Annotated in this window: 16 protein-coding genes; 4 read left to right on the top strand and 12 right to left on the bottom strand. The window is 64.6% G+C overall.

The window, feature by feature from the left end:
- Positions 1–140: 140 nt before the first annotated feature.
- Positions 141–1,637, bottom strand: coding sequence for an NYN domain-containing protein (locus D0B32_RS18470; RefSeq protein ID WP_117335641.1), 1,497 nt, complete (start codon positions 1,635–1,637; stop codon positions 141–143).
- A gap of 106 nt (positions 1,638–1,743) precedes the next feature.
- Entirely contained in the window at positions 1,744–2,376 is a 633-nt protein-coding gene (gene clpP / locus D0B32_RS18465) for an ATP-dependent Clp endopeptidase proteolytic subunit ClpP (protein WP_117335639.1), read from the bottom strand.
- A gap of 301 nt (positions 2,377–2,677) precedes the next feature.
- On the opposite strand from clpP, the gene D0B32_RS18460 reads away from it, so the two are divergent.
- Positions 2,678–3,706, top strand: coding sequence for a sigma-70 family RNA polymerase sigma factor (locus D0B32_RS18460; RefSeq protein ID WP_117335637.1), 1,029 nt, complete (start codon positions 2,678–2,680; stop codon positions 3,704–3,706).
- On the opposite strand, the gene D0B32_RS18455 is transcribed toward D0B32_RS18460, so the two are convergent.
- The 3 genes from D0B32_RS18455 to D0B32_RS18445 form a co-directional block, all read right to left on the bottom strand.
- Positions 3,662–4,936: an EAL domain-containing protein gene (locus D0B32_RS18455; RefSeq protein ID WP_117335749.1), complete on the bottom strand. Its 1,275-nt coding sequence runs from the start codon at positions 4,934–4,936 to the stop codon at positions 3,662–3,664. The two genes, D0B32_RS18460 and D0B32_RS18455, sit on opposite strands and share 45 nt — an antisense overlap.
- A gap of 262 nt (positions 4,937–5,198) precedes the next feature.
- The gene (gene mdtD / locus D0B32_RS18450) at positions 5,199–6,659 is read right to left on the bottom strand and encodes a multidrug transporter subunit MdtD (RefSeq protein WP_117335748.1); all 1,461 of its coding nucleotides are present in this window, start codon (positions 6,657–6,659) and stop codon (positions 5,199–5,201) included.
- Positions 6,660–6,731: 72 nt separating this feature from the next.
- Positions 6,732–8,144 carry a PLP-dependent aminotransferase family protein gene (locus D0B32_RS18445; RefSeq protein ID WP_117335635.1) on the bottom strand — a complete coding sequence of 471 codons (1,413 nt, stop codon included), beginning with the start codon at positions 8,142–8,144 and terminating at the stop codon, positions 6,732–6,734.
- Between the two features lie 157 nt (positions 8,145–8,301).
- Here D0B32_RS18445 and D0B32_RS18440 point away from each other — a divergent pair, with 157 nt between their 5' ends.
- Complete coding sequence (locus D0B32_RS18440) at positions 8,302–8,616, top strand: DUF2917 domain-containing protein (protein ID WP_117335633.1); 315 nt, start codon at positions 8,302–8,304, stop codon at positions 8,614–8,616.
- 41 nt (positions 8,617–8,657) lie between these two features.
- Here D0B32_RS18440 and D0B32_RS18435 read toward each other — a convergent pair whose 3' ends face one another.
- Positions 8,658–9,887: a citrate synthase family protein gene (locus D0B32_RS18435; RefSeq protein WP_117335631.1), complete on the bottom strand. Its 1,230-nt coding sequence runs from the start codon at positions 9,885–9,887 to the stop codon at positions 8,658–8,660.
- Between the two features lie 217 nt (positions 9,888–10,104).
- Between D0B32_RS18435 and D0B32_RS18430 the strand changes: the two genes are divergently transcribed.
- Positions 10,105–11,496: a CoA transferase gene (locus D0B32_RS18430; protein WP_117335629.1), complete on the top strand. Its 1,392-nt coding sequence runs from the start codon at positions 10,105–10,107 to the stop codon at positions 11,494–11,496.
- Positions 11,497–11,554: 58 nt separating this feature from the next.
- Here the strand turns inward: D0B32_RS18430 and D0B32_RS18425 are convergent, their stop codons facing one another.
- Positions 11,555–12,301 carry a GntR family transcriptional regulator gene (locus D0B32_RS18425; protein WP_117335627.1) on the bottom strand — a complete coding sequence of 249 codons (747 nt, stop codon included), beginning with the start codon at positions 12,299–12,301 and terminating at the stop codon, positions 11,555–11,557.
- Between the two features lie 222 nt (positions 12,302–12,523).
- Between D0B32_RS18425 and D0B32_RS18420 the strand changes: the two genes are divergently transcribed.
- The gene (locus tag D0B32_RS18420; RefSeq protein WP_117335625.1) at positions 12,524–13,369 is read left to right on the top strand and encodes an aldo/keto reductase; all 846 of its coding nucleotides are present in this window, start codon (positions 12,524–12,526) and stop codon (positions 13,367–13,369) included.
- Between the two features lie 284 nt (positions 13,370–13,653).
- Here the strand turns inward: D0B32_RS18420 and D0B32_RS18415 are convergent, their stop codons facing one another.
- The 5 genes from D0B32_RS18415 to D0B32_RS18395 all read right to left on the bottom strand — a co-directional run bounded on the left by D0B32_RS18415 (position 13,654) and on the right by D0B32_RS18395 (position 20,831).
- On the bottom strand, positions 13,654–14,649 hold the full coding sequence (locus D0B32_RS18415) for a hypothetical protein (RefSeq protein WP_117335623.1): 996 nt from the start codon (positions 14,647–14,649) through the stop codon (positions 13,654–13,656).
- A 538-nt stretch (positions 14,650–15,187) separates the two neighbouring features.
- On the bottom strand, positions 15,188–17,269 hold the full coding sequence (locus D0B32_RS18410) for an ABC transporter ATP-binding protein (RefSeq protein WP_117335621.1): 2,082 nt from the start codon (positions 17,267–17,269) through the stop codon (positions 15,188–15,190).
- Positions 17,266–18,129 (bottom strand): ABC transporter permease, encoded by an 864-nt coding sequence (locus tag D0B32_RS18405; protein WP_117335619.1) that lies wholly within the window; start codon positions 18,127–18,129, stop codon positions 17,266–17,268. Before D0B32_RS18405 ends, D0B32_RS18410 begins: the two co-directional genes overlap by 4 nt.
- Positions 18,126–19,136, bottom strand: a complete 1,011-nt coding sequence (locus D0B32_RS18400; protein WP_117335617.1) for an ABC transporter permease — start codon at positions 19,134–19,136, stop codon at positions 18,126–18,128. Before D0B32_RS18400 ends, D0B32_RS18405 begins: the two co-directional genes overlap by 4 nt.
- A gap of 39 nt (positions 19,137–19,175) precedes the next feature.
- Positions 19,176–20,831 carry an ABC transporter substrate-binding protein gene (locus D0B32_RS18395; protein ID WP_117335615.1) on the bottom strand — a complete coding sequence of 552 codons (1,656 nt, stop codon included), beginning with the start codon at positions 20,829–20,831 and terminating at the stop codon, positions 19,176–19,178.
- Positions 20,832–20,861 lie beyond the last annotated feature (30 nt).

The following is a 20,861-nucleotide window of genomic DNA, read 5'->3' as shown; positions in this document are numbered from 1 at the left end:
AGGGACGCGCCGTTTTGCTTTGCTACTCAGGTTTCTCCTGCACGCCGCAGCGGTGCGAATTCATGGCGCGTTACGCTGGTGTACCACGCTTGAGCGGCTGAACGTCAAGCCGATGCCGCTCGCGCACCGCTCGCAATGGATCACTCCGTTTCAGCGGCCGCTGCCTTACGCGGCCGGCGACTACGTGCCGGCGCCTTACGTGCGGTCGTTTTACGGGGTGCCGGTGCTTCCGGCGTCACCTCGGCTTGCGGTTCGTGTTGCTGCGCGCTGACGTTTTCTGCGGTGGATTCCGCAGCAGGCGTTTCGGCAACCCGCTGTGCTTTCTTCGCGGCGGTCTTGCGACTCGTGCGTCCCGTGCGGCTCGTGCGAGTTTTCCGGGCGGCTGGCGCAGGCTCGACATCGGCGGTGTCGCTTTCCGCCTCCTGCGCTTCGACGGATTCACCCGCCTCGGACTCCGCCGCGAACAGCGCCGTCTGATCGTCCTGCTCGGCGACGAACACGAGTTGATCTTCTTCGTGATCTTCATCTGCGAAGACTTTGCCGCCATACACGGGGATTTCGCGCGGCGCGTCGGCTGGCGCGGGGTCCTCGTGCACGGGCACTGCCGCTGCCTCACGCGTGCTCTCCTGCGGCGCCTCGGACATCTCACGTGAGCCACTGCGGTTGCCGCGTCCGCGCCGCCGTGAGTCGCGCTGCTTGCTGCCGCCCGCTTCGCTTCTCTCGGCGCTGTCTGAAGGCGAGTTTTCCTGCGTCGCTTCCAACGGTTCACTGGCCGATTCGCTTGTGGTTTCACTCACGGACACCGCGGTGCTCCGATACACATACGCGCCCGATTTCTCGTCGCGTCCAAACTCGAGCAGGCCGCGCGCTTGCGCCTCTTCGAGCAGGTTGCCGAAGGCGCGAAAGCCGTAATACGTTTCGTTGAAATCGGGTTTGCGCCGCTTGATGGCGTTCTTCAGCACCGAGGCCCAGATCTTGCCGCTGTCGCCGCGCTCTGAGGCGAGTGCGTCGAAGGTTTGCACGGCAATCTCGACAGCCTTGGTCTTGCGGGTTTCCAGATCTTCCTTGGGGCGCTTCGGCTCATCGGGGGCGCGTTTGGCCGCGGGTTGCTGCTGGGTCGCGGGCCGTGCAGGTTCGCGTTTGACGACGTTACGCTGACTTTCGCGCACCAGATCGTCGTAGAAAATAAACTCGTCGCAATTGGCGATCAGCAGGTCGGAGGTGGACTGTTGCACGCCCACGCCAATCACCTGCTTGGCGTTTTCGCGCAGCTTCGAGACAAGCGGCGAGAAGTCGGAGTCGCCGCTGATGATCACGAACGTGTTGACGTGCGATTTCGTGTAGCAGAGGTCGAGCGCGTCGACCACGAGCCGGATGTCCGCGGAATTTTTGCCCGACTGACGCACGTGCGGAATTTCGATCAGCTCGAAATTGGCCTCGTGCATGGTCCCCTTGAAGCTTTTGTAGCGCTCCCAGTCGCAATACGCCTTCTTGACGACGATGCTGCCCTTGAGCAACAGACGCTCCAGCACCAGCTTGATATCGAACTTTTCATACTTCGCGTCGCGCACGCCGAGGGCGACGTTTTCGAAGTCACAGAACAGCGCCATGCTGATCGTTTCGTTGGATGACGCCATGTAATTCTCCAATGAGGCGACCGTCGAACCAGACGGATTGCGACCATGATAGCGATTCCTGTCCTCCGTTAACAGTTTTGTGTTCGGGCGTGCGCGGGCTTCGGCGTTAGCGCTGCTGCCCAATGGTCTCCCGTGTCTGCAGCACATCGTCGATCAGGCCGTATTCTTTCGCGTCCTCGGCGGACATGAAATTGTCGCGATCGGTGTCCTTTGCGACCTGCTCGATGCTGCGGCCGGTGCGCTCGGCCGTGATGGCGTTCAAACGGTGACGCAGATACAGCACCTCTTTCGCGCGGATTTCGACATCGGCTGCGGTGCCCTGACCGCCGCCGGAGGGCTGATGGATCATGATGCGCGCGTTGGGCAGTGCATAACGCTTGCCGCGCTGGCCCGCGTTCAGCAGAAACGTGCCCATGCTGGCCGCGAATCCGGTGCATAGCGTCGACACTTCGGGCTTGATGAACTGCATGGTGTCGTAGATGGCAAGGCCATCGTAGACCGAGCCGCCGGGCGAGTTAATATAAAACGAAATATCCTTGTCGGGATTCTCGGATTCAAGGAACAGCAGCTGGGCGACGATCACGCTCGCCGACTGTTCGTTGACCGGCCCCACCAGGAACACGATCCGTTCTCGCAACAGGCGCGAGTAGATGTCATAGGCGCGCTCGCCGCGCCCGGACTGTTCGACGACGGTGGGAACGAGGCCGAGGCCGGTGATGGAGGAATGATTGGCGTACATGCGCGTCTCGCGTTCGGAAAGTGGTGGCGGGGAGAGATCGAATGGCGCCGCGTCACGCAACGCGGCATTGATGCCATTGCCCCTATGACGAGCGCGCGAACCGCCGCGTGACAGAAGAATTTTTGGGCGCACCTGTCACAACATGGGTGGCTCGAACGTCTGGTTGGAGAGGGCGCGGGTTTTACTCTGACGCCGGGCAGGTTTCTGCCTGGAAGATGCGAGCCGGGCCGCGTGCAACACCTGCGCACGCCGCGTTTGATCGAAGCACTCTGCCGCATTTACGTTTCTGGGAGCAGCACGCATGAGGGAACAGGAAACCGACAACGCATCCACATTCGAAGCGGCGCGCGCCAGGCTGCTCGCGCTCGCCTACCGGATGCTCGGCAGTCGTGCGGAAGCCGAAGACGTGATGCAGGACGTCTGGCTGAAATGGCACGCCGCGGACACGCGTGAGGTCCACACGCCGCTGGCGTGGCTGACCACGATCACGACGCGCGCGGCCATCGACCGCTTGCGGCATCTGCAACGCGAGCGCGCGACGCAGACCGCGCCCTGGTTGCCGGAGTGGTGGCTCGACGAGACGGCGCCATCCGCGGAAGAGCTGGCGCTACGTTCGTCGCAGATGTCGTACGGTTTGATGCTAATGCTCGAGCGTCTCAAGCCCGATGAGCGGGCGGCCTTCGTGCTGCACGAAGGTTTCGATTGCGACTACGCGGAGATCGCACGCATTCTGGACCGCACGCCGGCATCGTGCAGGCAGATCGTCCATCGCGCGAAGGAGCGGTTGCAGCGGGCGGGCGAGCCGTTGCAGCGCCCTGAGCCCGCCGCGCATGCCCGACTGGTCGAGCGACTGCGCACGGCGCTGGAAGAACGGGATACGGTGGGATTGTTGGCGCTGTTCGGCGACGCGCCGCAAGTCGTCACGGATCTGCCGGAGCCGCTCAGCCGGCCTGTTAATGAGCCTGTTGTTGAGCCCGCTAATAAATCCATTACTGAGCCCGTCGCGGCAACAACCCCGCATGAAACGGTGGCCATGCTGGCTTCGTTCTATGCCGAGGCGCAGGTGGATCGTGCCGAGCCGATGTGGCTCGACGGTGCGCAGGGCGTGGCGCTCCTGCGTGACGGCGAGATCGTTGCGCTCCTTGATGTGACACAGCGCGCGGGCCAGATGACGGCGCTGCGCCTCATCACGAATGGCACGTATCTGATGGCCGCCAATCGCATCTACGGACTGTCAGCGGTCCGGCGGCTGCTCATGGGCGTGAGCCGGCGGACGCCGCGCGCTCTAGTTGCGATGTGCGGCAACTTCCCAGTTGATATCGACGCATAGCACCTGCATCCCGTGCGGCGTCTCCGCGGCGATCGAAGCGGTCACGCACAGGTGCGCTTCGTTGATCGACAGATACGGCGGCGTCACATGCACGCGCCCCGGCGTGCGCATCGCGCCGATGAAATACGGCCGGCGCTCCCAGCTCGCGCCTTCCGAATGCAGCAGCGGCCGGAAACGCTTGGCGCGCTGCGACGCGCGACCGGACGGCAGCACGTTGTCGCCGATCTGCCGCCCCGACCCATCCAGCACGAAACAGCGCGCCGTTTCGCCGAGCGCGAGCAACGGCGCCGTGGCCTGGGCGACCGATTCGCCCGCCACGAGCTGCGCGCTCGCGGCTTCGAGCGCGGCCAGATACGGCGCGAGACGGGTGGACTGTGCCCGTTCGCGGCAGGCCACGCGCTCGCGCAGCGCGGCGGAGAGCGCGTCCATCAGTCCAGCCGCCACTTGCGGCTGCACGGGTTCGACGCTCGGGCCGGCGAAATAGGCGCCCTGCACGAAATCGACATTGCATTCGAGCGCGATCAGCGCGTCGCGCTCCGTGGAGAGGCCGCCCATCAGCACCAGTTGCCCCGACTCGTGCAGCAACGACACGAGGCCCGGCAACACGCGTTCGATATGCGAGTGTTCGCTGGCTTGGGCCAGGATGCAGCGGTCCAGCGTGACGATGTCGGGCCGCAGATTCCACACGCGGTCGATATTCGAATGCTTGGCGCCAAAGCCATCCAGCGCGATCAGAAAGCCCGATTTACGCAACGCGTCCACGATTTCCGCGAAACGCGTGGTTTCGCCGCCGGCCTGCTCCGACACTTCGAGCACCACCCGCTGCGGCGGCAGGCCGAGCGCCTTCAGACCGGCCAGCAGCGCGTCGCCGTAGCTGGTATCCATCAACGCGGCGGGATGCAGGCTCAGAAAGAGCCATTCGTCGTGGCTGTCGAACGCATTGAAGTTACCGAGATGCAGCGATTCGGCAAGCCGCCCCAGTTCGAGCAGATCGCCGCGTCGCGCAGCCTGCGTGAAAACTTCATGGGACGGCACCTGCTGGCCGCGTTCGTCGCGCGCACGCAGCGACGCGTGATAGCCGATCGCGCGCCGGTGCGACACCGAAAATACCGGCTGAAACACGCTGAACACCGTGTAGCCGCCGTACAGGACGGTGCGCCGCGAGCCGTCGTCACCCGCCACGGGGCGTGGTGGCTGGAAGCCGGGGGGATCGAGTTCGATCATGCTCATCATGTGTCAGTCGTGTGTATAGGGTCCGCGCTGCGTCGATAACGCGCGCGTGAAGCGCCAGTTTACAGGATAGGTAAGCATGAAACCGAGCAAGAACCATGCGCAGGTCGGATTCGGACTTCGCGCACTGGGTAGTACGGCAGGCAGCGTGGCTTGCCGCCTCATTGTGCGCCGGGAAGCGCGCCCCGGCTACGGCTCGCACAGCCGTGGTGCGCGCCGCACCGCATTTGCGGATCAAATGGTTCGCGCTGTCAGGGCGTTTTCAGGTCCGTTCCGACGGATCGGTTTTCTTCACGGCGCGGCGGATATCAGGGGAGAGCTGCGCAAAGATCCACGAGGAGCAGGCGGTGATGATGCCCACGCACAGAAAGGTCGCGTGAAACGCGGGCAGCGTGTTGGCGGCGGTGACCTTGTGAATCAGACCGGTGAAGGTGGCGAGCAGGGCGCCCGCCACGGTGACGCCGAGACTCATCGAAAGCATCTGCACCAGCGAAAACAGGCTGTTGCCGCTACTCGCGCCGCCGGTGCCCAGGTCCTTGAGCGTGAGCGTGTTCATCGCGGTGAACTGCATGGAGTTCACCGCGCCAAAGAACGCCAGTTGGACGAGGCGCAGCCACAGCGGTTGTCCTGCGCTCGTCAGCGCGAAGCTCGTCATGGCGAGGCCGACCAGTACCGTGTTGGTCACGAGTACACGCCGATAACCGTAGCGCGTGATCAGCGTGGTGGCGAGACGTTTGGAGGTCATGCCGGCGGCGGCGACCGGCAGCATCATCAGGCCCGCTTCGAAGGCGCTATAACCAAGACTCACCTGCAACAGCAGCGGAATCAGATACGGCATCGCGCCGCTGCCAATGCGCGCGAACAGATTGCCGAGCAGTCCTACGCTGAAGGTATGGATCTTGAACAGATCGAGCGAGAAGAGCGGATGCGGTTCGCGCACCGCGTGCAGTCCGTAGGCGACGAAGCACGCGAGACTCAGGATCAGCAGCACTAGCACGGTGGCTTGCTGGATGCCGAGTTCGGTGCGTCCGTCGAGCGCGAACGAGATCGCCACCATACCGACCACCAGCAGCAGATAGCCCTTCAGATCGAACTTCGCGGTGTCCGGATTGCGACTGTCGCGCATGAAAATGAAGGTGGTCACGCAGCCAATCACGCCCACCGGCACGTTGATGAGAAAGATCCAGTGCCACGAGGCAATCTTGATCAGCCAGCCGCCCAGAGTCGGACCGAGCAGCGGCCCGATCAAACCCGGAATGGCCACGAAGGCGAGCGCCGGCAGGTAGCGTTCGGCAGGAAACGTGCGCAGCACGGCGAGCCGTCCCACCGGCAGCAACATGGCGCCGCCCACGCCCTGAATTACGCGGTAGACGACCAGTTGATCGAGCGTCTGCGCATTCGCACACAGCAGCGAGCCGATCGTAAACACGAGGATGGCGCTGAAAAACACCTTGCGCGTGCCGAGCTTGTCCGCGAGCCAGCCGGATACCGGGATCATGACGGCCATCGTCAACGAGTAGGCGATCACCACGGACTGCATGCGCAACGGCAATTCGCCGAGACTCGTCGCCATAGCGGGCAATGCCGTGTTGACGATGGTCGAATCGAGCGTCTGCATGAAGAAGCCCGTGGCGACCAGCCACAGCATCACGATGAGGGCGCGCTCGGAAGGTTGCGCGGGAGTGGCAGGCGTTGCTGAAGCGGCGGTCGGTGGATTGGACATGGAGATCGGCTGCTCGCGCGCACCGGACGGCTGGGGAGGCTCCATTCTAGGTAAATCCAGCGCGCCGTGCGTTCAGGATTCGAGTCGCGCCGCCGCCTCGAAAAAGGCCAGTGCGCGCGGGTCACCGGCGTAGGCCGCGTTGATGCGGATCCACGGACTCACCTCGGCATTGGGCCGGAAGTAGCTGCCGGGCGCGACTGTCACGCCGAGCGGCGCGCCGAACTCGACGAGCCGCGCCGAGTCGCTCACCTGCGGCAGGCGTGCCCATACGAACTTGCCGCCAAGCGGCCGTTCGAAGACTTCCCAGCCATTTGCCTCGAGCGCCTGGACCGTCGCGCCGAGCGCATCGCGCATGCGTCTGCGCAGCCGTTCCAGATATTTGCGGTAGGTGCCGCGTTCGAGCAGCGCAACGGCAACGGCCTCGGCAAAGCGCGAACCGCCGATGCTCGTCAGCATCTTGATGTCCGCGAGATCCTTGATGATGGCGCGATCCGCGACCACGTAACCGATGCGCAGCGACGACGACAGCGTCTTCGAGAGCCCACCGATATAGATGACGTTTTCGAGCTGGTCGAGGGTGGCGAGGCGATCGGTGAGGTCGGTCTGGAAGTCGGCGTAGATATCGTCCTCGACGATCCTGAAGCCGTGTTCGCGCGCGAGTTGCAGCAGGCGAAAGGCCACTTGCGGCGCAACGGTGGAACCGGTCGGGTTATGAAACACCGTGTTGATGAAAAACAGCTTCGGCCGATGCTGCCGCAACTGCGCCTGCAGCACGTCGAGATCGGGACCCTGGCGGGTGCGCGGAATGCCGACCAGGTTCACGCCGTGCAGCTTCAGGAGTCCGTACAGATTGTAGTAACCGGGGTCCTCGACGAACATCGTATCGCCGGCCTTCAGCATGTAGCGCATCAGCAGATCCAGCGCCTGGCTCGCACCGTTGGTGATCAATAGCTGGGACGCCTCGGCTTCGATGCCGAGTTGCGCGATGCGGCCTTGCAGATGTTCGCGTAACGTGGGATTGCCGAGCTGGGTGGCGTAATCGATCAGGCTGGCACTGTCCGTTCGCGACACATGGCGGATGGCCTGGCCGAGACTGTCCATGTCGCGCCACGCTTCCGGAATGAAGCCGCTGCCGAGTTTGAGGCTCTCGCCCGGGTGATTGAACTGCTGAAGAATATGCACCGCTTCTTCTTCCGCGCGGCGCGGGTCCGAGGTGCCCTGGCCGCCCGTCATGCCGCGCTGCCGTTCGGACACGTAGAAGCCCGAGCCGTGGCGCGAGTCCAGATAGCCGAGTGAGACCAGCCGGTCGTAGGCTTCGATCACCGGGAAGCGGCTCACGCCGTAGTCCGTCGCGAACTGGCGGATGGACGGCAGCTTGGCGCCCGGGTGGGCCGCGCGCGAGCGAATCCACGCGGTGACGCCGCTCACGATCTGCTCGGTGAGCGGCACGCCGTTCTCGCGGTCGAGGTCAATGTCGAGTTTCATGGGGCGGTGCGCTCCGCGACGCGAGACGCAGCGTCTCGCAACTGTCAGCTTTTTCAACTGCACAGTTCCGCGATAACTGTCCGGAAGTGTGCATGGGAGAGACATCATCGCACGGCAATAATCGGATCACCAGCAAAGCCTTTCAAGGAGCAGTGCGATGCGTGAAATCCGGACTTTTGAACTCGAACACGGCGAACCTGCCGCCGCCTGGCGTGTCACGCAGCCGCTCGTCTTGCAGGTGATGGCCGGCGAGCTTTGGCTCACGGTAGAGGGTGATGCGCAGGACTACTGGCTGACCGCTGGTGACACCTTCGAATTGAGCCGTGGGGCGACGGCATGGGTGAGCGCGGGGCAGCGCGGTGCGCGGCTCTCGCTGGCGTTCGCGAGCGGCGGGGCATATGAGCGGCCAGCGGTGAAGACGAGACGGACCACGCCGTGGAGCTGGATGCCGCGGTGGTGGCAGACCATTTGAAGCGGGCAGCGGGCGCCTGTGGGTGCTTTTGCTTCACACCTTCAGCGCGCCGCTTCCACTTCACCGATATACCTTGCCCGTGGGCGGATCAAACGTCCGTCTGCGCTTTGCTCCATTGCGTGAGCGATCCAGCCCACCACCCGCCCCGCAGCGAACAACGTGAACGCGGCGCCGGCAGGCAAGCCGAGCACGCGTTCGATGGCCGCGAGCGCGAAGTCGACAGTCGGCTCGGCGCCGGTCGTATCGTGCACCGCGCGCGCCAGCGCGTGGATTTCTGTCATCGGTGAGCGGGCCGGCGCGCTCTCCAGCAACATCTCCAGTAGCAGACGGGCGCGCGGATCGCCCTGCGGATACAGCGGATGCCCGAAGCCCGGCAACACCGCGCCATAGCGGCCGTCCTCGTGATGGGCGAGACGCGTGGCAAGGTAGCGATCCAGATCCGGCGAGCGGGCCGCTTCGTCGAGCAACGCGGCGACGCGCGCCGTTTCGCCACCATGACGCGGTCCGGAAAGGGCCGCGAGACCTCCCGCCACTGCGCCAAACAGATGGGTGCCTGTGGAGGTGATGCAGCGTACCGTGAAGGTCGAGGCGTTCAGTTCGTGATCCGCGCAGGCCACCAAAGCGGCGCGCAGCACGCCGGTTTGCTGACGGTTGCGCACGCCCCACGCAGCCGCGAGTTGGCGATGCAGCGGATCGTTCGATGGCGCCGCGGACATCATCGCCGCAGCCAGCAGCCGCATGACACCGCACGCCGTATCGAGCTGCGCGTCACGGCCTTGCGCCCAGACGCGTGGCATCTGCGCGGCAGCGGCCGGCAACAGCACGAGGGCGCGGTCGAGTGGCGTGCTGTCGCCCCACAGCTTCAGCCACGCGGCCCATTGCGCCATGCCGAGCGGCGCACTGGGCGCCTCCGCGATGCGCCGCGCGCTGCACTCCCACAACAACGCGGCGACATCTTCCAGCGAAGCCGCGCGCGCCAGTTCGATCGCATCGTGCCCGCGATACAGCAGACGGCCATCGGCAATCAAGGTGATGGACGATTCGAGCACCGGGACGCCCCAGTCCAGCACCTTCTGCGCCACTTTGCCGGCACGCTTGCCATCGGCCTTGCGGCGCGCGAGCCGACGCACTTCGCCTGCGTCGTAAAGACGATGCTTGCCATGCGCATCTGGCGAAGAAGCGAGCATGCCGCGGCTCACGTAGGCATACAGGGTGGGCACGCTGATGCCGAGCAGGGCGGCGGCCTCGGTGGCGGTGAGGTGAGTGGACATGGGTATAAGCGAGGTATAAGCGCGCGAGAAAACCTGAGAAATCAATATATATTGATTATGTTAATCAAGATTGATCGGGCTGGGGCATAAATCTAGACTTGGGGCGTGACCAAAAGCTGCCCAATGGTTTGCTCAGTGGTTTGCCCAGCGCTGCGGCCGTAGCTTGCCGCGATGTTCCGCAGCGTTGCCCTTGAACGAAATGCCACGCCCTTTGCCCATGACGCCCCTTCTTGCTCTCGATCATCTCTGGACCGCAGCGGGCTGCGATCCCGCCGCGCTCGATTCGGTCTCGCTGCCCGGTGACGATCCCGGTTTGCCTTCGGTGTATCGGGTCGGCACGCTGGCCACGGCCACCATCGGCGCGGCCGCATTGGCCGCTGCCGAATGCTTTCGACTCCGCACAGGTTGCCGTCAGCGGGTGGACGTGGAGATGCGGCGCGCGCTGGCGGCGTTTCGCAGCGAACGTTATTTGCGGATCGACGACGGTCCGCCGCCCGCGCTGCGTGACCCTGTGATGGGCTTCTATGAAACGCGCGATGGCCGGTGGATTCAGTTGCACACCAACTTTCCGCATCATCTGGCGGGTGTCCTGAAGGTGCTGAACTGCGCGAACGATCGCGCGGCGGTGGCCGAGGCGATCAGGCAGTGGGACGGTGCGAAGCTGGACCAGACGCTCGCCGAAGCGGGCCTGTGCGCAGCGCTGATCCGCTCGCCGCGCGAGTGGGCCGCGCACGAGCAGGCTAAAGCGATCGCCAATCTGCCGCTGTTCGAAATCATCCGCATCGGCGACGCGCCACCTGAGCCGGCGGGGCGCGGCGGCGCGGACCGGCTGCTGGCGGGCGCACGCGTGCTGGACCTGTCGCGCATCATCGCGGGGCCTGTTGCGGGACGCGCGCTGGCGCAGCACGGCGCCGAGGTGCTGATGATCAATGGACCGCATCTGCCCAATATTGCGCCGCTGGTGATCGACAACGGGCGCGGCAAACGCTCCGCCACACTCGATCTGCGCGACGACGCGGGACGTGAGCGTCTGCGCGAACTCGTGGCCGGGACGGATGTGTTTCTGCAAGCCTACCGGCCAGGTGCACTGGCAGCGCGTGGCTTTGGACCCGAGGCGCTGGCGCAGATTCGGCCCGGCATCGTGTACGTGTCGGTGTCCGCTTACGGGCACATGGGACCGTGGGCGCAGCGGCGCGGCTTCGACAGCCTCGTGCAATCCGCGAGCGGCATTGCGTGGACCGAAAGCCAGGCGGCGCAGAATGATGGGCCAAAGCATCTGCCCTGTCAGGCGCTCGATCACGCAACCGGGTACCTCGCCGCGTTCGGCGCAATGGTCGCGCTGGCGCGCCGTGCGACCGAAGGCGGCAGCTGGCACGTGCGGGTGTCGCTTGCGCAAACCGGACGCTGGCTACAGTCAATGGGGCAGATCGAGAACGGCTGGCGTGCGCCCGAGGTCACCTACGCGGACGTGCAGGATTGTCTGGAAAGCGTCGTGTCGCCGTTCGGCGTGATACGCGGCACATCGCCGGCCGAACGCATGTCGGAGACGCCGCCGTTTTATGGGCGGCCTCCTGTGCCGATCGGTACGGACAGCGCTGAGTGGGAGTGACGCGGCGTCGTGATTGGCGTGGGGTTTTACCTGCGCCAGGACTGCGTCGCGCCCGCGTCTATTTGCGCAACTCGGCGACGAAGTCGTAGTAATCGTTGCGGCAATACGTGTCGGTCAATTCGATCGCGCGTTGGTCCGCGGTGTAGCCGACGCGCGTGATCAGCAGCAGCGCGTCGTTGGGCGCAATGCTCATCTGTTGCGCGATCTCGTCGCTCGCGTTGACGGCGCGGAAATGCTGCAGGGCGCGCACGATGCCCAGCCCACGTTGTTCGAGGTAGGTGTACAGCGAATCCCCGATGGCCTGCGGGTCCGGAATCAGGGCCGCCGGAAAGGTCGAATTCTCTACCGCCATCACGATGCCGTCCGCGAGCCGCAGACGCCGCAAGCGCGTCACCGCCGCTGCCGGCGACAAGCCCAACTGGATCACTTCGTCGCGATTGGCCGGCAAAATCTCACGTGCGATCCATTGCGAACTCGGACTGAAGCCACGCCGCCGCAGCATCTCGCTGAAGCTCGTGAGCCGCGAGAGCGGGTCTTCATAGCGCGGCGTGATGAAGCTGCCCGCGCCCTGCGTACGGCGAATCAAACCCTGTTCGACCAGCAGTGCGATGGCCTTTCGTGCGGTAATGCGCGACACGCCGAGCGCTTCCGACAACACCCGTTCCGAGGGCAGCGCCTCGCCCGCGTTCCAACGGTTTTCATGTATCGCGTTGCCGAGCTTGCGAGCAAGTTGCAGATAAAGCGGCGTATCGTTTTGCGGGTCCGGACGCAGATCGCGCCAACGGTCTTCCGAGGCAGAGTTCATGTGGCAGACGCAAGAAGGGCAGGGGGCAATTCTATGACATTGGCGCGCTGCGTTATAGCGGGCTTTTGCCTGGTGGCCAATTCGATATTCGTCTGGCGGATAAACTGGTCGTGCAGACTGCAGTTTGCCTTTGATGACCGGTTCAATGCAATGCGCTCGCTCCATGCGGCCTCATGCGACCCGGTCCTCGGCCACTGATTGTTCGAACCCGAAGGAGAAACCATGACGACCGACATCGCCACCGTGAGCTTGCCCGACGGCGAGCGCATTCCGAAGCTGGGCCAGGGCACCTGGGAGATGGGCGAACAGCCGGCACGCCGTGCGGCCGAGATCGCGGCACTGCGCGCGGGCGTCGAACTCGGCATGACGCTGATCGACACCGCTGAAATGTACGGCGATGGCGCCACCGAATCATTGCTGGGCGAAGCACTCGCCGGATTGCGAGAGCAGGTGTTCCTCGTCAGCAAGGTGTACCCGCACAATGCCGACCGGCGCGGCGTACAGGCGGCCTGCGAGCGCAGCTTGCGACGCCTGAAGACCGACCGGCTCGATCTGTATCTACTGCACTGGCGCGGTTCGGTGCCGCTCAGGGAAACGGTCGAAGCCTTCGAGACGCTGCGCCGCGCAGGCAAGATCCGTCATTGGGGTGTCAGCAATTTCGACGCCGCGGACATGGAAGAACTGATGAGCGTGCCGGGCGGCGACGCGTGCGCGACCAACCAGATTCTCTACAACGTCGCGCGGCGTGGTCCGGAGTTCGATCTGCTGCCGTGGCTGCGTGCGAGGGACATGCCGGCGATGGCCTATAGCCCCGTGGATCACGCGCGCTTGCCGAAGCGCTCGCCGCTCGACGACATCGCCGATGCACGCGGCGTTTCCGTGTTCCAGATCGCACTGGCGTGGGTGCTGCGACAGCCCGAAGTGTTTGCGATTCCGAAGGCCGGCAGTGTCGAGCACGTGCGCGACAATCATCGGGCAATGGAATTGAAATTGAGTGCTGAGGAATGCGCGGCCATCGACGCTTACTTCAAGGCGCCGCGCAGCAAGCGGCCGCTGGAGATGCTGTAGGTTTCTTCAGGTTTCGTGGGTGGGGGCTTGCATGACCTTCGGGCAGAGAGCGCGCCGTTGAAAGCGCCGGTGCGTTCTGCTTGACTGTGCTTGCCCGACTGGGGCTCATGGATGAGCGTGAATGCGCTGTGCTCGTGATGCTTGATCGCTGCCTGTCCCGGTTGTGGCGGTGACGTTCGACCGGGGGATCGAAACATCACCGCCAACATAGACCGGGAGGAGCTTGCCAGGGCCGGAGGCCGCGAGCGGCGTGGGAACGGATCGGGGGCTCCGTTCCCATTGCTCTAATGACCGTTACCGCCGCCGCTACCACCGCCACTGCCGCTACCACCCTTGCCTCCGTGACCGCCACTGCCGAAGCCTCCGCCAAAACCTCCGCCGAAGCCGCCACCGAAGCCTCCACCAAACCCACCACCAAAGCCGCCGAAACCACCGCTGGGGCCACCACTCGGACCACCGCTCGGGCCACTGCCGCAACCGCAGCCACTGCTACCACCGCCACCGTTGTTTCCGCCACCGCCGTTGTTGCCACCGCCACCGTTGTTTCCGCCACCGCCGTTATTGCCACCGCCACCGTTATTACCGCCACCGCCGCTATTACCACCACCGCCGCTGCTTCCACCACTGCTACTGCCGCTGCTACCACCACTGTTGCCGCTGCCTGCAGCCGCGGCGCCCGCGCCCTTGCCGCTCGCGCTCGAACCGCTGCTGGTGCCGCCCGTGCTGGCGCTCGCGCCTGCACTGCCCGAGCCGTTGCCGGTGCCAGCGTTGGCACTCGCGCCGGCTACCCCTGCGCCGCCGCGCAGAGGCGGTTCGCATTGGCCCGATGGCGTCATGCGGCACTCGGGATTACGAAAGAGAGCAGCGGCGTCATCCGCGGCTGTCGTTTCGTTTGACGCGATGCCGGTTGCAGTGCCAGTCGCAGCAATGGTTGCGGGGCCGGCTGCATTGCCCGTTGTGTTGCCTATTGTGTTGCCCGCGGTGTTGCCCGTGGCGGCACTGGTCGCGGCGCCGCTTGTACCACCACCTGTAGCACCGTTCGAAGCCGGTCCGCTCTGCGTCACCAGATCGGGCGTCGCGATACCACCGGTCAGCTCAGACGTCGCGCTCACCCCGCTCGCCTCTTTCGGCGCATCGATGCTGACGATGAGGCGCGAGACGACGTCGGCTGTCGGTGTAGCGTGTGCGGCCTGTACCGTCAGCAGACCCGCACCTGCTATCAGTGCCACCATACCCCGTGATGCTCTGTAGTACTGCTGAGTAAATATTCTGGCTTTCATCGCTGCTCTCCCGAGCGAACCCCGGCGCCTCGATGCCGATGTCTCTCACGCTGCATTCTTGCGGCGGGTCCGTCGAACTGCGGGCCTCATCGCTCCCCGAGTCTGTTTGGCACATCGCCTGCGGCCGTCCGCCACTGTCTGAAGCGAGCCATGCAGGCGAAGTGCTCGAAATGCTGTCACCCCTTCCCGGTCAAAAGTTGGCTCCAGCTCGCGTAAGCGACTCCTCCCTTGCTTCCGGCACTTGCGCACAGTTCGCCGTGGACAGGTGCCCCGCATCATCGCGTTTGCAGGGCGGCAGGGCTTGACCACTGCGCGCCTGGCTCGCTCGTCGCGGGCTGGATGCCGACTCTTACTTAGCGATAAGCGTGCCACTGCGCGCAAAGTGCTGTCGCGCTGGACACAAAGCCGCTACGTGTTGTGCAAATGCCGCTGAATCGATGAAAAACGTTTCGTGGATGAAACGTCTGTCGAATTCAGGGCCGTATACAAGAAGAGCCAGGAAGAGACATGAGCCGGGCGGAAAGCCCGGCGTGTCACGTTACGCGCTGTTTCCGGCCCGTTGCAGGGTACGCAGTTCGGCGACCGGGATATGGCAGCGGATGCGGTGGCCGTCACCGGCATCCGCGAAAGGCGGCTCCTGCTCCTCGCAGATGGCGCCCAGCTTGCGGGGGCAGCGCGTATGGAAGATGCAGCCGGAAGGCGGCGCGGCCGGGCTCGGCAGATCGCCCGCCAGACGAATGCGCGCAACGCCCGGCGCGGCACCCAGCGCCGGCGCCGCCGACACCAGCGCTTCCGTGTACGGATGGTGCGGGCCGTCGAACACGGCGGCAGCGGGGCCGATCTCCAGCAGACGTCCCACATAAAGCACGGCGATGCGATCGGACAGATAGCGCACCACGTTGAGATCGTGCGAGATGAACACGTAGCTCACGCCGCGTTCGCGTTGCAGGTCGGCGAGCAGATTGAGGATCGACGCCTGCACCGAGACGTCGAGCGCCGAAGTGGGTTCGTCGCACACCACCACGCGCGGCTCGCCGGCAAAAGCACGCGCAATCGCGACGCGCTGCTTGAGGCCGCCCGACAGTTGCCGCGTGCGCGCGCTCAAGTACCGGTCCGGCAGTCGCACCGCTGCCGCGAGCGATACAAGCTTTTCCTCTTGCGCCGCGCCGCGCAGTGCCGCGAGACGTGACAGCGCGCGGCCAATCAAACGTTTGACTGAATGCGAGCGGTTCAAGGCCGAGTCGGGATTCTGGAAGACGATCTGCAGCGACTTGACCTGCGCGTCGTTACGGCTTGTCACGCGCGGCGGCAAGGGCGTGCCGTCGAGTTCGAGGACACTGCCGGCGTCGGGCGCGAGCAGTCCGAGCAACAGCTTCGCGAGCGTGGTCTTGCCGCTGCCCGATTCGCCGACCAGCCCGAGCGTTTCGCCGCTCGCCAGATCGAGCGAGACATCTTCGACTGCACGCACGCTCGCACCGGCCACGTGGAAGGTCTTCGAGACACGCTCGGCGCGCAGCACCAGCGAACCGGAGGCGGTTTGCGTGGCCGCAGCGGGCGCCGGCTCGGCTGTGGCACGCGGCAGTTCCGAGGCGCGCTCGTGGTAGTGGCAACGCGACATCTGATCGCCGTGCGCGGCGGCGACCCGATGCGGTGGCGGGGTCTCGCGGCGGCAACGCTCGTCGGCGAGGCGGCAGCGGTCCGCGTAAATGCAGCCTTGCGTCACGGTGCCCGGTGCGGGCAGTTGGCCCGCGATCGTGTCGAGCCGTTCGTCGGCCTTGCTGCGGCCCGCAGCCGGCAAACAACGCAGCAGACCCACCGTGTACGGATGACGCGGCCTCGCGAACACGTCTTGTGTCGCGCCTTCTTCGACCAGCCTGCCTGCATACAGCACGCCGACCCGTTCGCACATGCGCCCGATCACGGCGAGGTTGTGACTGATGAACAGCACAGCGGTGCCGAGCTCCTTGCGCAGTTGCGCAATCAGGTCCAGCACTTCGGCTTCGACAGTGGCGTCGAGTCCGGTGGTGGGTTCATCGAGGATCAGCAAGGCAGGATTGGACGCGAGCGCCATGGCGATCACGACGCGCTGCTGCATGCCGCCGGACAGTTGATGCGGATAGCTTTCCATCACCTGTTCAGGGGCTGCGATGCGTACGCGCTTGAGAATGTCGAGCGTGCGCGAGAGCGCTTCACGACGGTTCACGCCGGCGGCTTCGAAGGCCTCGCTCACCTGGCGGGCAATGGTGAGCGATGGATTGAGCGCGCGTCCCGGGTCCTGATAGACCATCGAGATTTTCGTGGCGCGCATGGCGCGCAAGGCTTCGGCGTCGAGTGCCTGCACGTCCTGACCGGCAATCAGGATCTTGCCCGCTTTGACCTTGCCGTTGCGCGGCAGGTAGCGCAGCGCGGCCATCGCCATGGTCGACTTGCCGCAACCGGATTCGCCGACCAGCCCATAGGCCTCGCCGCGTCGAACGCGAAACGACAGGTCTTGCAGCACTTCGCGATCACGGCCGCGAATCCGGTAGGTCACGGTCAGGCCGAGGACGGTGAGGGCGTCGGTGCGCTCGCTCTTCGAAACGTCGAAGGCGGGGAAAGAGGCGGTGGGTGGGCCGTTCATCGGTCGAGGACACCTTGTACGCTATCGGCGATCAGATTCACGCCTACCACCAGCGACGCAATCGCTGCCGCGTCGAACACCACGGTCCACCAGGCACCGCCGGCCATCAACGTGTACGACTCGGACAATGCGAGTCCCCAGTCGGCCGAGGGCGGCTGAATGCCGAAGCCGAGAAACGACAGGGTCGCCACCGCGAAGATTGCGTAGCCGAGTCGCACGGTGGCTTCGACGATGATCGGCGCCAGCACGTTCGGCAGGATCTCCACGAACATGATGTAGGGCGCCCGTTCGCCGCGCAGTTGCGCTGCCGCGACGTAGTCGAGATGGCGTTCGGAAAACACCGCCGCGCGCACGGTACGGGCCGTGATGGGCGTGAAGGTAATGCCGATCACGAGAATCACGGTGAAGTTCGACGAACCGACGGCAGCGAGCGCCAGTAGCGCGACGATCACGAGCGGTAGCGCGAGCACCGCGTCGATGGCACGCCCCACCACGTTATCGACCCAGCCCTCGAAGTAGCCGACCACGAGACCCAGTGCCGTCCCTGCCACGGTGCCGAGCAGCGTCGCGAGCGGGGCGATGGTGAGGATGTCGCGCGCGCCGACGATCACACGCGAGCAGATATCGCGGCCAAGTTCATCCGTGCCGAACCAGTGGGTATGATCCGGCGGCAGCAGCGAATTGAGCGGGTCCGAGGCGTAGGCGTCGTGTGGTGCGATCCATGTTCCTGCGATGGCGCACGCCACCCACCACAGTACGATCACCGCGCCCACCACGAAGGTCGGCGAGCGCAGCAACGCGCGCCATTGTTCGAAGCGCGGTTCTGCGGGTGCGCTGGTGGCGGGAACGATCGTGCTCATTCTTCGCTCCTCACGCGCAGGCGCGGATTGAGCAGCACGTGAAGTGCGTCGGCAATCAGGTTGGCGACGGTATAGACGACGCCGATGGTCAGCACTCCAGCTTCGAGCATGGGAAAGTCTTTCGCCTTGGCGGCGTTGTAGATCAGCGAGCCGATGCCCTGATAGTGAAACAGCGTCTCGACCACGACGAGGCCGCCGATCATATAACCGAGTTGCGTGGCGGCTACCGTGATGGTGGGCAGCAACGCATTGCGCAGCACGTGTCGCCAGATCACGATACGGCGCGGCAAGCCTTTGAGGATGGCGGTGCGCGTGTAGTCGGCATCGAGTGCCTCGACAGTGCCCGCTCGCGCCATGCGCGCAATGTAGCCAAAGAACACCAGCACCAGCGGCAGTACGGGCAGCACGAGATGCTTCAGTTGTACGAAGATATTTGCGTCAGGCGGATACGATGCCTCGATCGGCAACCAGCGCAACCAGACGCCGAAGATCAGGATCAGCGTGATGGACGAGACGAACTCCGGCACCACCGTGGCAGACAAACCCGCAATGCTGATGGTGCGATCGAGCCAGCGTCCCGCGTGCATGGCAGCCCACACGCCGCCGGCAATGCCGAGCGGCACCACGACGACGAAGGCAAGCAGACCGAGCTTCGCGGAATGCGCGAGCGCGGCACTGATGAACGGACCCACGGGCTCGCGATACGCGTACGAGAGGCCCATATCACCGCGTACGAAATGCGTGATCCACTGCACGTATTGCGTGAGCAAAGGCCGGTCCGCGCCGAGTTGATGATTCAATGCGGCCACGGCACGCGCGTCGGCAAGCGGCCCGAGAATCGCGCGGCCGATATCGCCTGGCAGCAACTGACCACCTGCGAACACGATCACCGAAAGCAGCCAAAGCGTAATCAACGACAAGCCGATGCGCGTGGCAAGAAAACGCGCCACCCGTCCCGCGTTGCCGGTGGCAGCACGAGAGGGAGTAGGCGTGAGTGTGGTCGACATGATGAGATCAGGTTCGCTGCGGGCGTCGGCTGGCGCGCGTTACGCGGCCAGCGTGACCTTGTCGAAATACAGTTGCGCCAGCGCGGTGAAACGCATGCCGTTCAGGTTCGAGCGCATCGCAATCAACTGGTCGTAGAAGAACGGAATGATCACAGGCGTCTCGTCGAGCAACAGCGTTTCGATCTGACCGGCAAGCTTGCGTTGCGAGCTGATATCCACGGCGGCCACGAATTGCGCGACCAGTTGGTCGTACTGAGGGTTCTTGAAATGCGCGGCATTCCATGTGCCGTTGCTGGTGAGCGGCGCATTGAGGAACACGTTCGGCACGCCACGGTGGCCGTAATCCGTAATGCCGAGTGGCGAGTCGAGCCAGTCCGATTTACCTGGCACGCCGGCGCCGTAGTACATCGACTGACTTTCCACTTTCAGATTGATGCGCACGCCAATCGCTTTGGCGGCGTTCTGCACCACGACCGCGAGATCCGGAATCTCCATGTACTTCTCGGTGGTGAGCGTCACGTCGAAGCCGTTGGCCAGGCCGGCCTGTGCCAGTAGTTGCTTCGCCTTGGCAATGTCGATCTTGCGTTGCGGCACGCCCGCATCCGAAGACGGAAACACCGGCGCAAACGGACTGTCGTTGCCAAGTTGCGCCTTGCCGCGAAAGAGACCTCGCACGATCACGTCGCGATCCAGCGTGAGCGCCATCGCCTGACGCACGCGCTTGTCCTTGAAATGGGGATCGTCGTTGCGCATGTGAATCTGCCGATGCGCGCTCGACTTCACCTCCATCACCTTGAAGTCCGGATTGTTCATGATGCCGAGGCCACCCTGCACGGTGAAGGTGCCCATCACATCGGCCTGATGTCCTTGCAGCGCGAGAATCTGCGCCTGCTCGTCGGCATAGAAGGAGAACTGCACGCGTTCCGGTAGCGCCTTTTCGCCCCAGTAGTCGGGGTTGCGCACGAACGATGCACCGACCTTCGGCGTGTACTTTTCGAGCTTGAACGGACCCGTGCCGATGAAGGTTTTCTCGTAGCCGCCCGCGTAGTTCGCCGGCAGGATCACCGCGTTGTAATTGTCCGAGGAAACGTAGTACGGGAAGTTGCCGTTCGGCGCGTCGAGATGGAACGCGACCGTATGCTCGTCCACCACCTTCGCGCCGCCTTTGGACAGCACGCCCTTCAGGACCGACAACGCGGCCGAACCGCTCGCCGGATCGGCGAGGCGGTCGAAGGTGGCGACCACGTCTTTGGCGCCGAACGGTTGACCGTCCTGGAACTTGACGTTGGGGCGCAGCTTGAAGGTCCACACGTCGCCTTTGTCGTTCGGTTGCCAGGACAGGGCCAGCGCGGGCTTGAGCACCAGATGCTCGCCGTCGTCGTCGATCAGGAATTCGCCGGTCTGCACGAGCAGCGCGAGACCACCGGCGTCGGTCACGGTGAGCGGATCGATGGCACCCGCCGGCGTCAGATGGGCCACGCGGATGGTGGCGTTGGCGCCGCTCTGGGCACGCGCCTGCGGCGTGGCGAGCACCCCGCCGCCCGCCAGTGACAGGCCGATCACGCTGGCATAACGCAGCAGGTCACGGCGCGACAGACGGCCGGCGAGGAATTCGTCTACAGCGTGATTGCCATATTGATCGGCGCTGCGGCGGGCCGTTTCGAGCGCGAGGCGTAGATCCGCGGGAGTCTTCATCGATGGCTTGTCCAGTCCGTTCTGTTTTTT

Source organism: Paraburkholderia sp. DHOC27 (genome assembly GCF_003429005.1).
In the GTDB taxonomy this organism is placed as follows: domain Bacteria; phylum Pseudomonadota; class Gammaproteobacteria; order Burkholderiales; family Burkholderiaceae; genus Paraburkholderia.
This window is presented reverse-complemented; position numbering and strand designations above follow the sequence as displayed.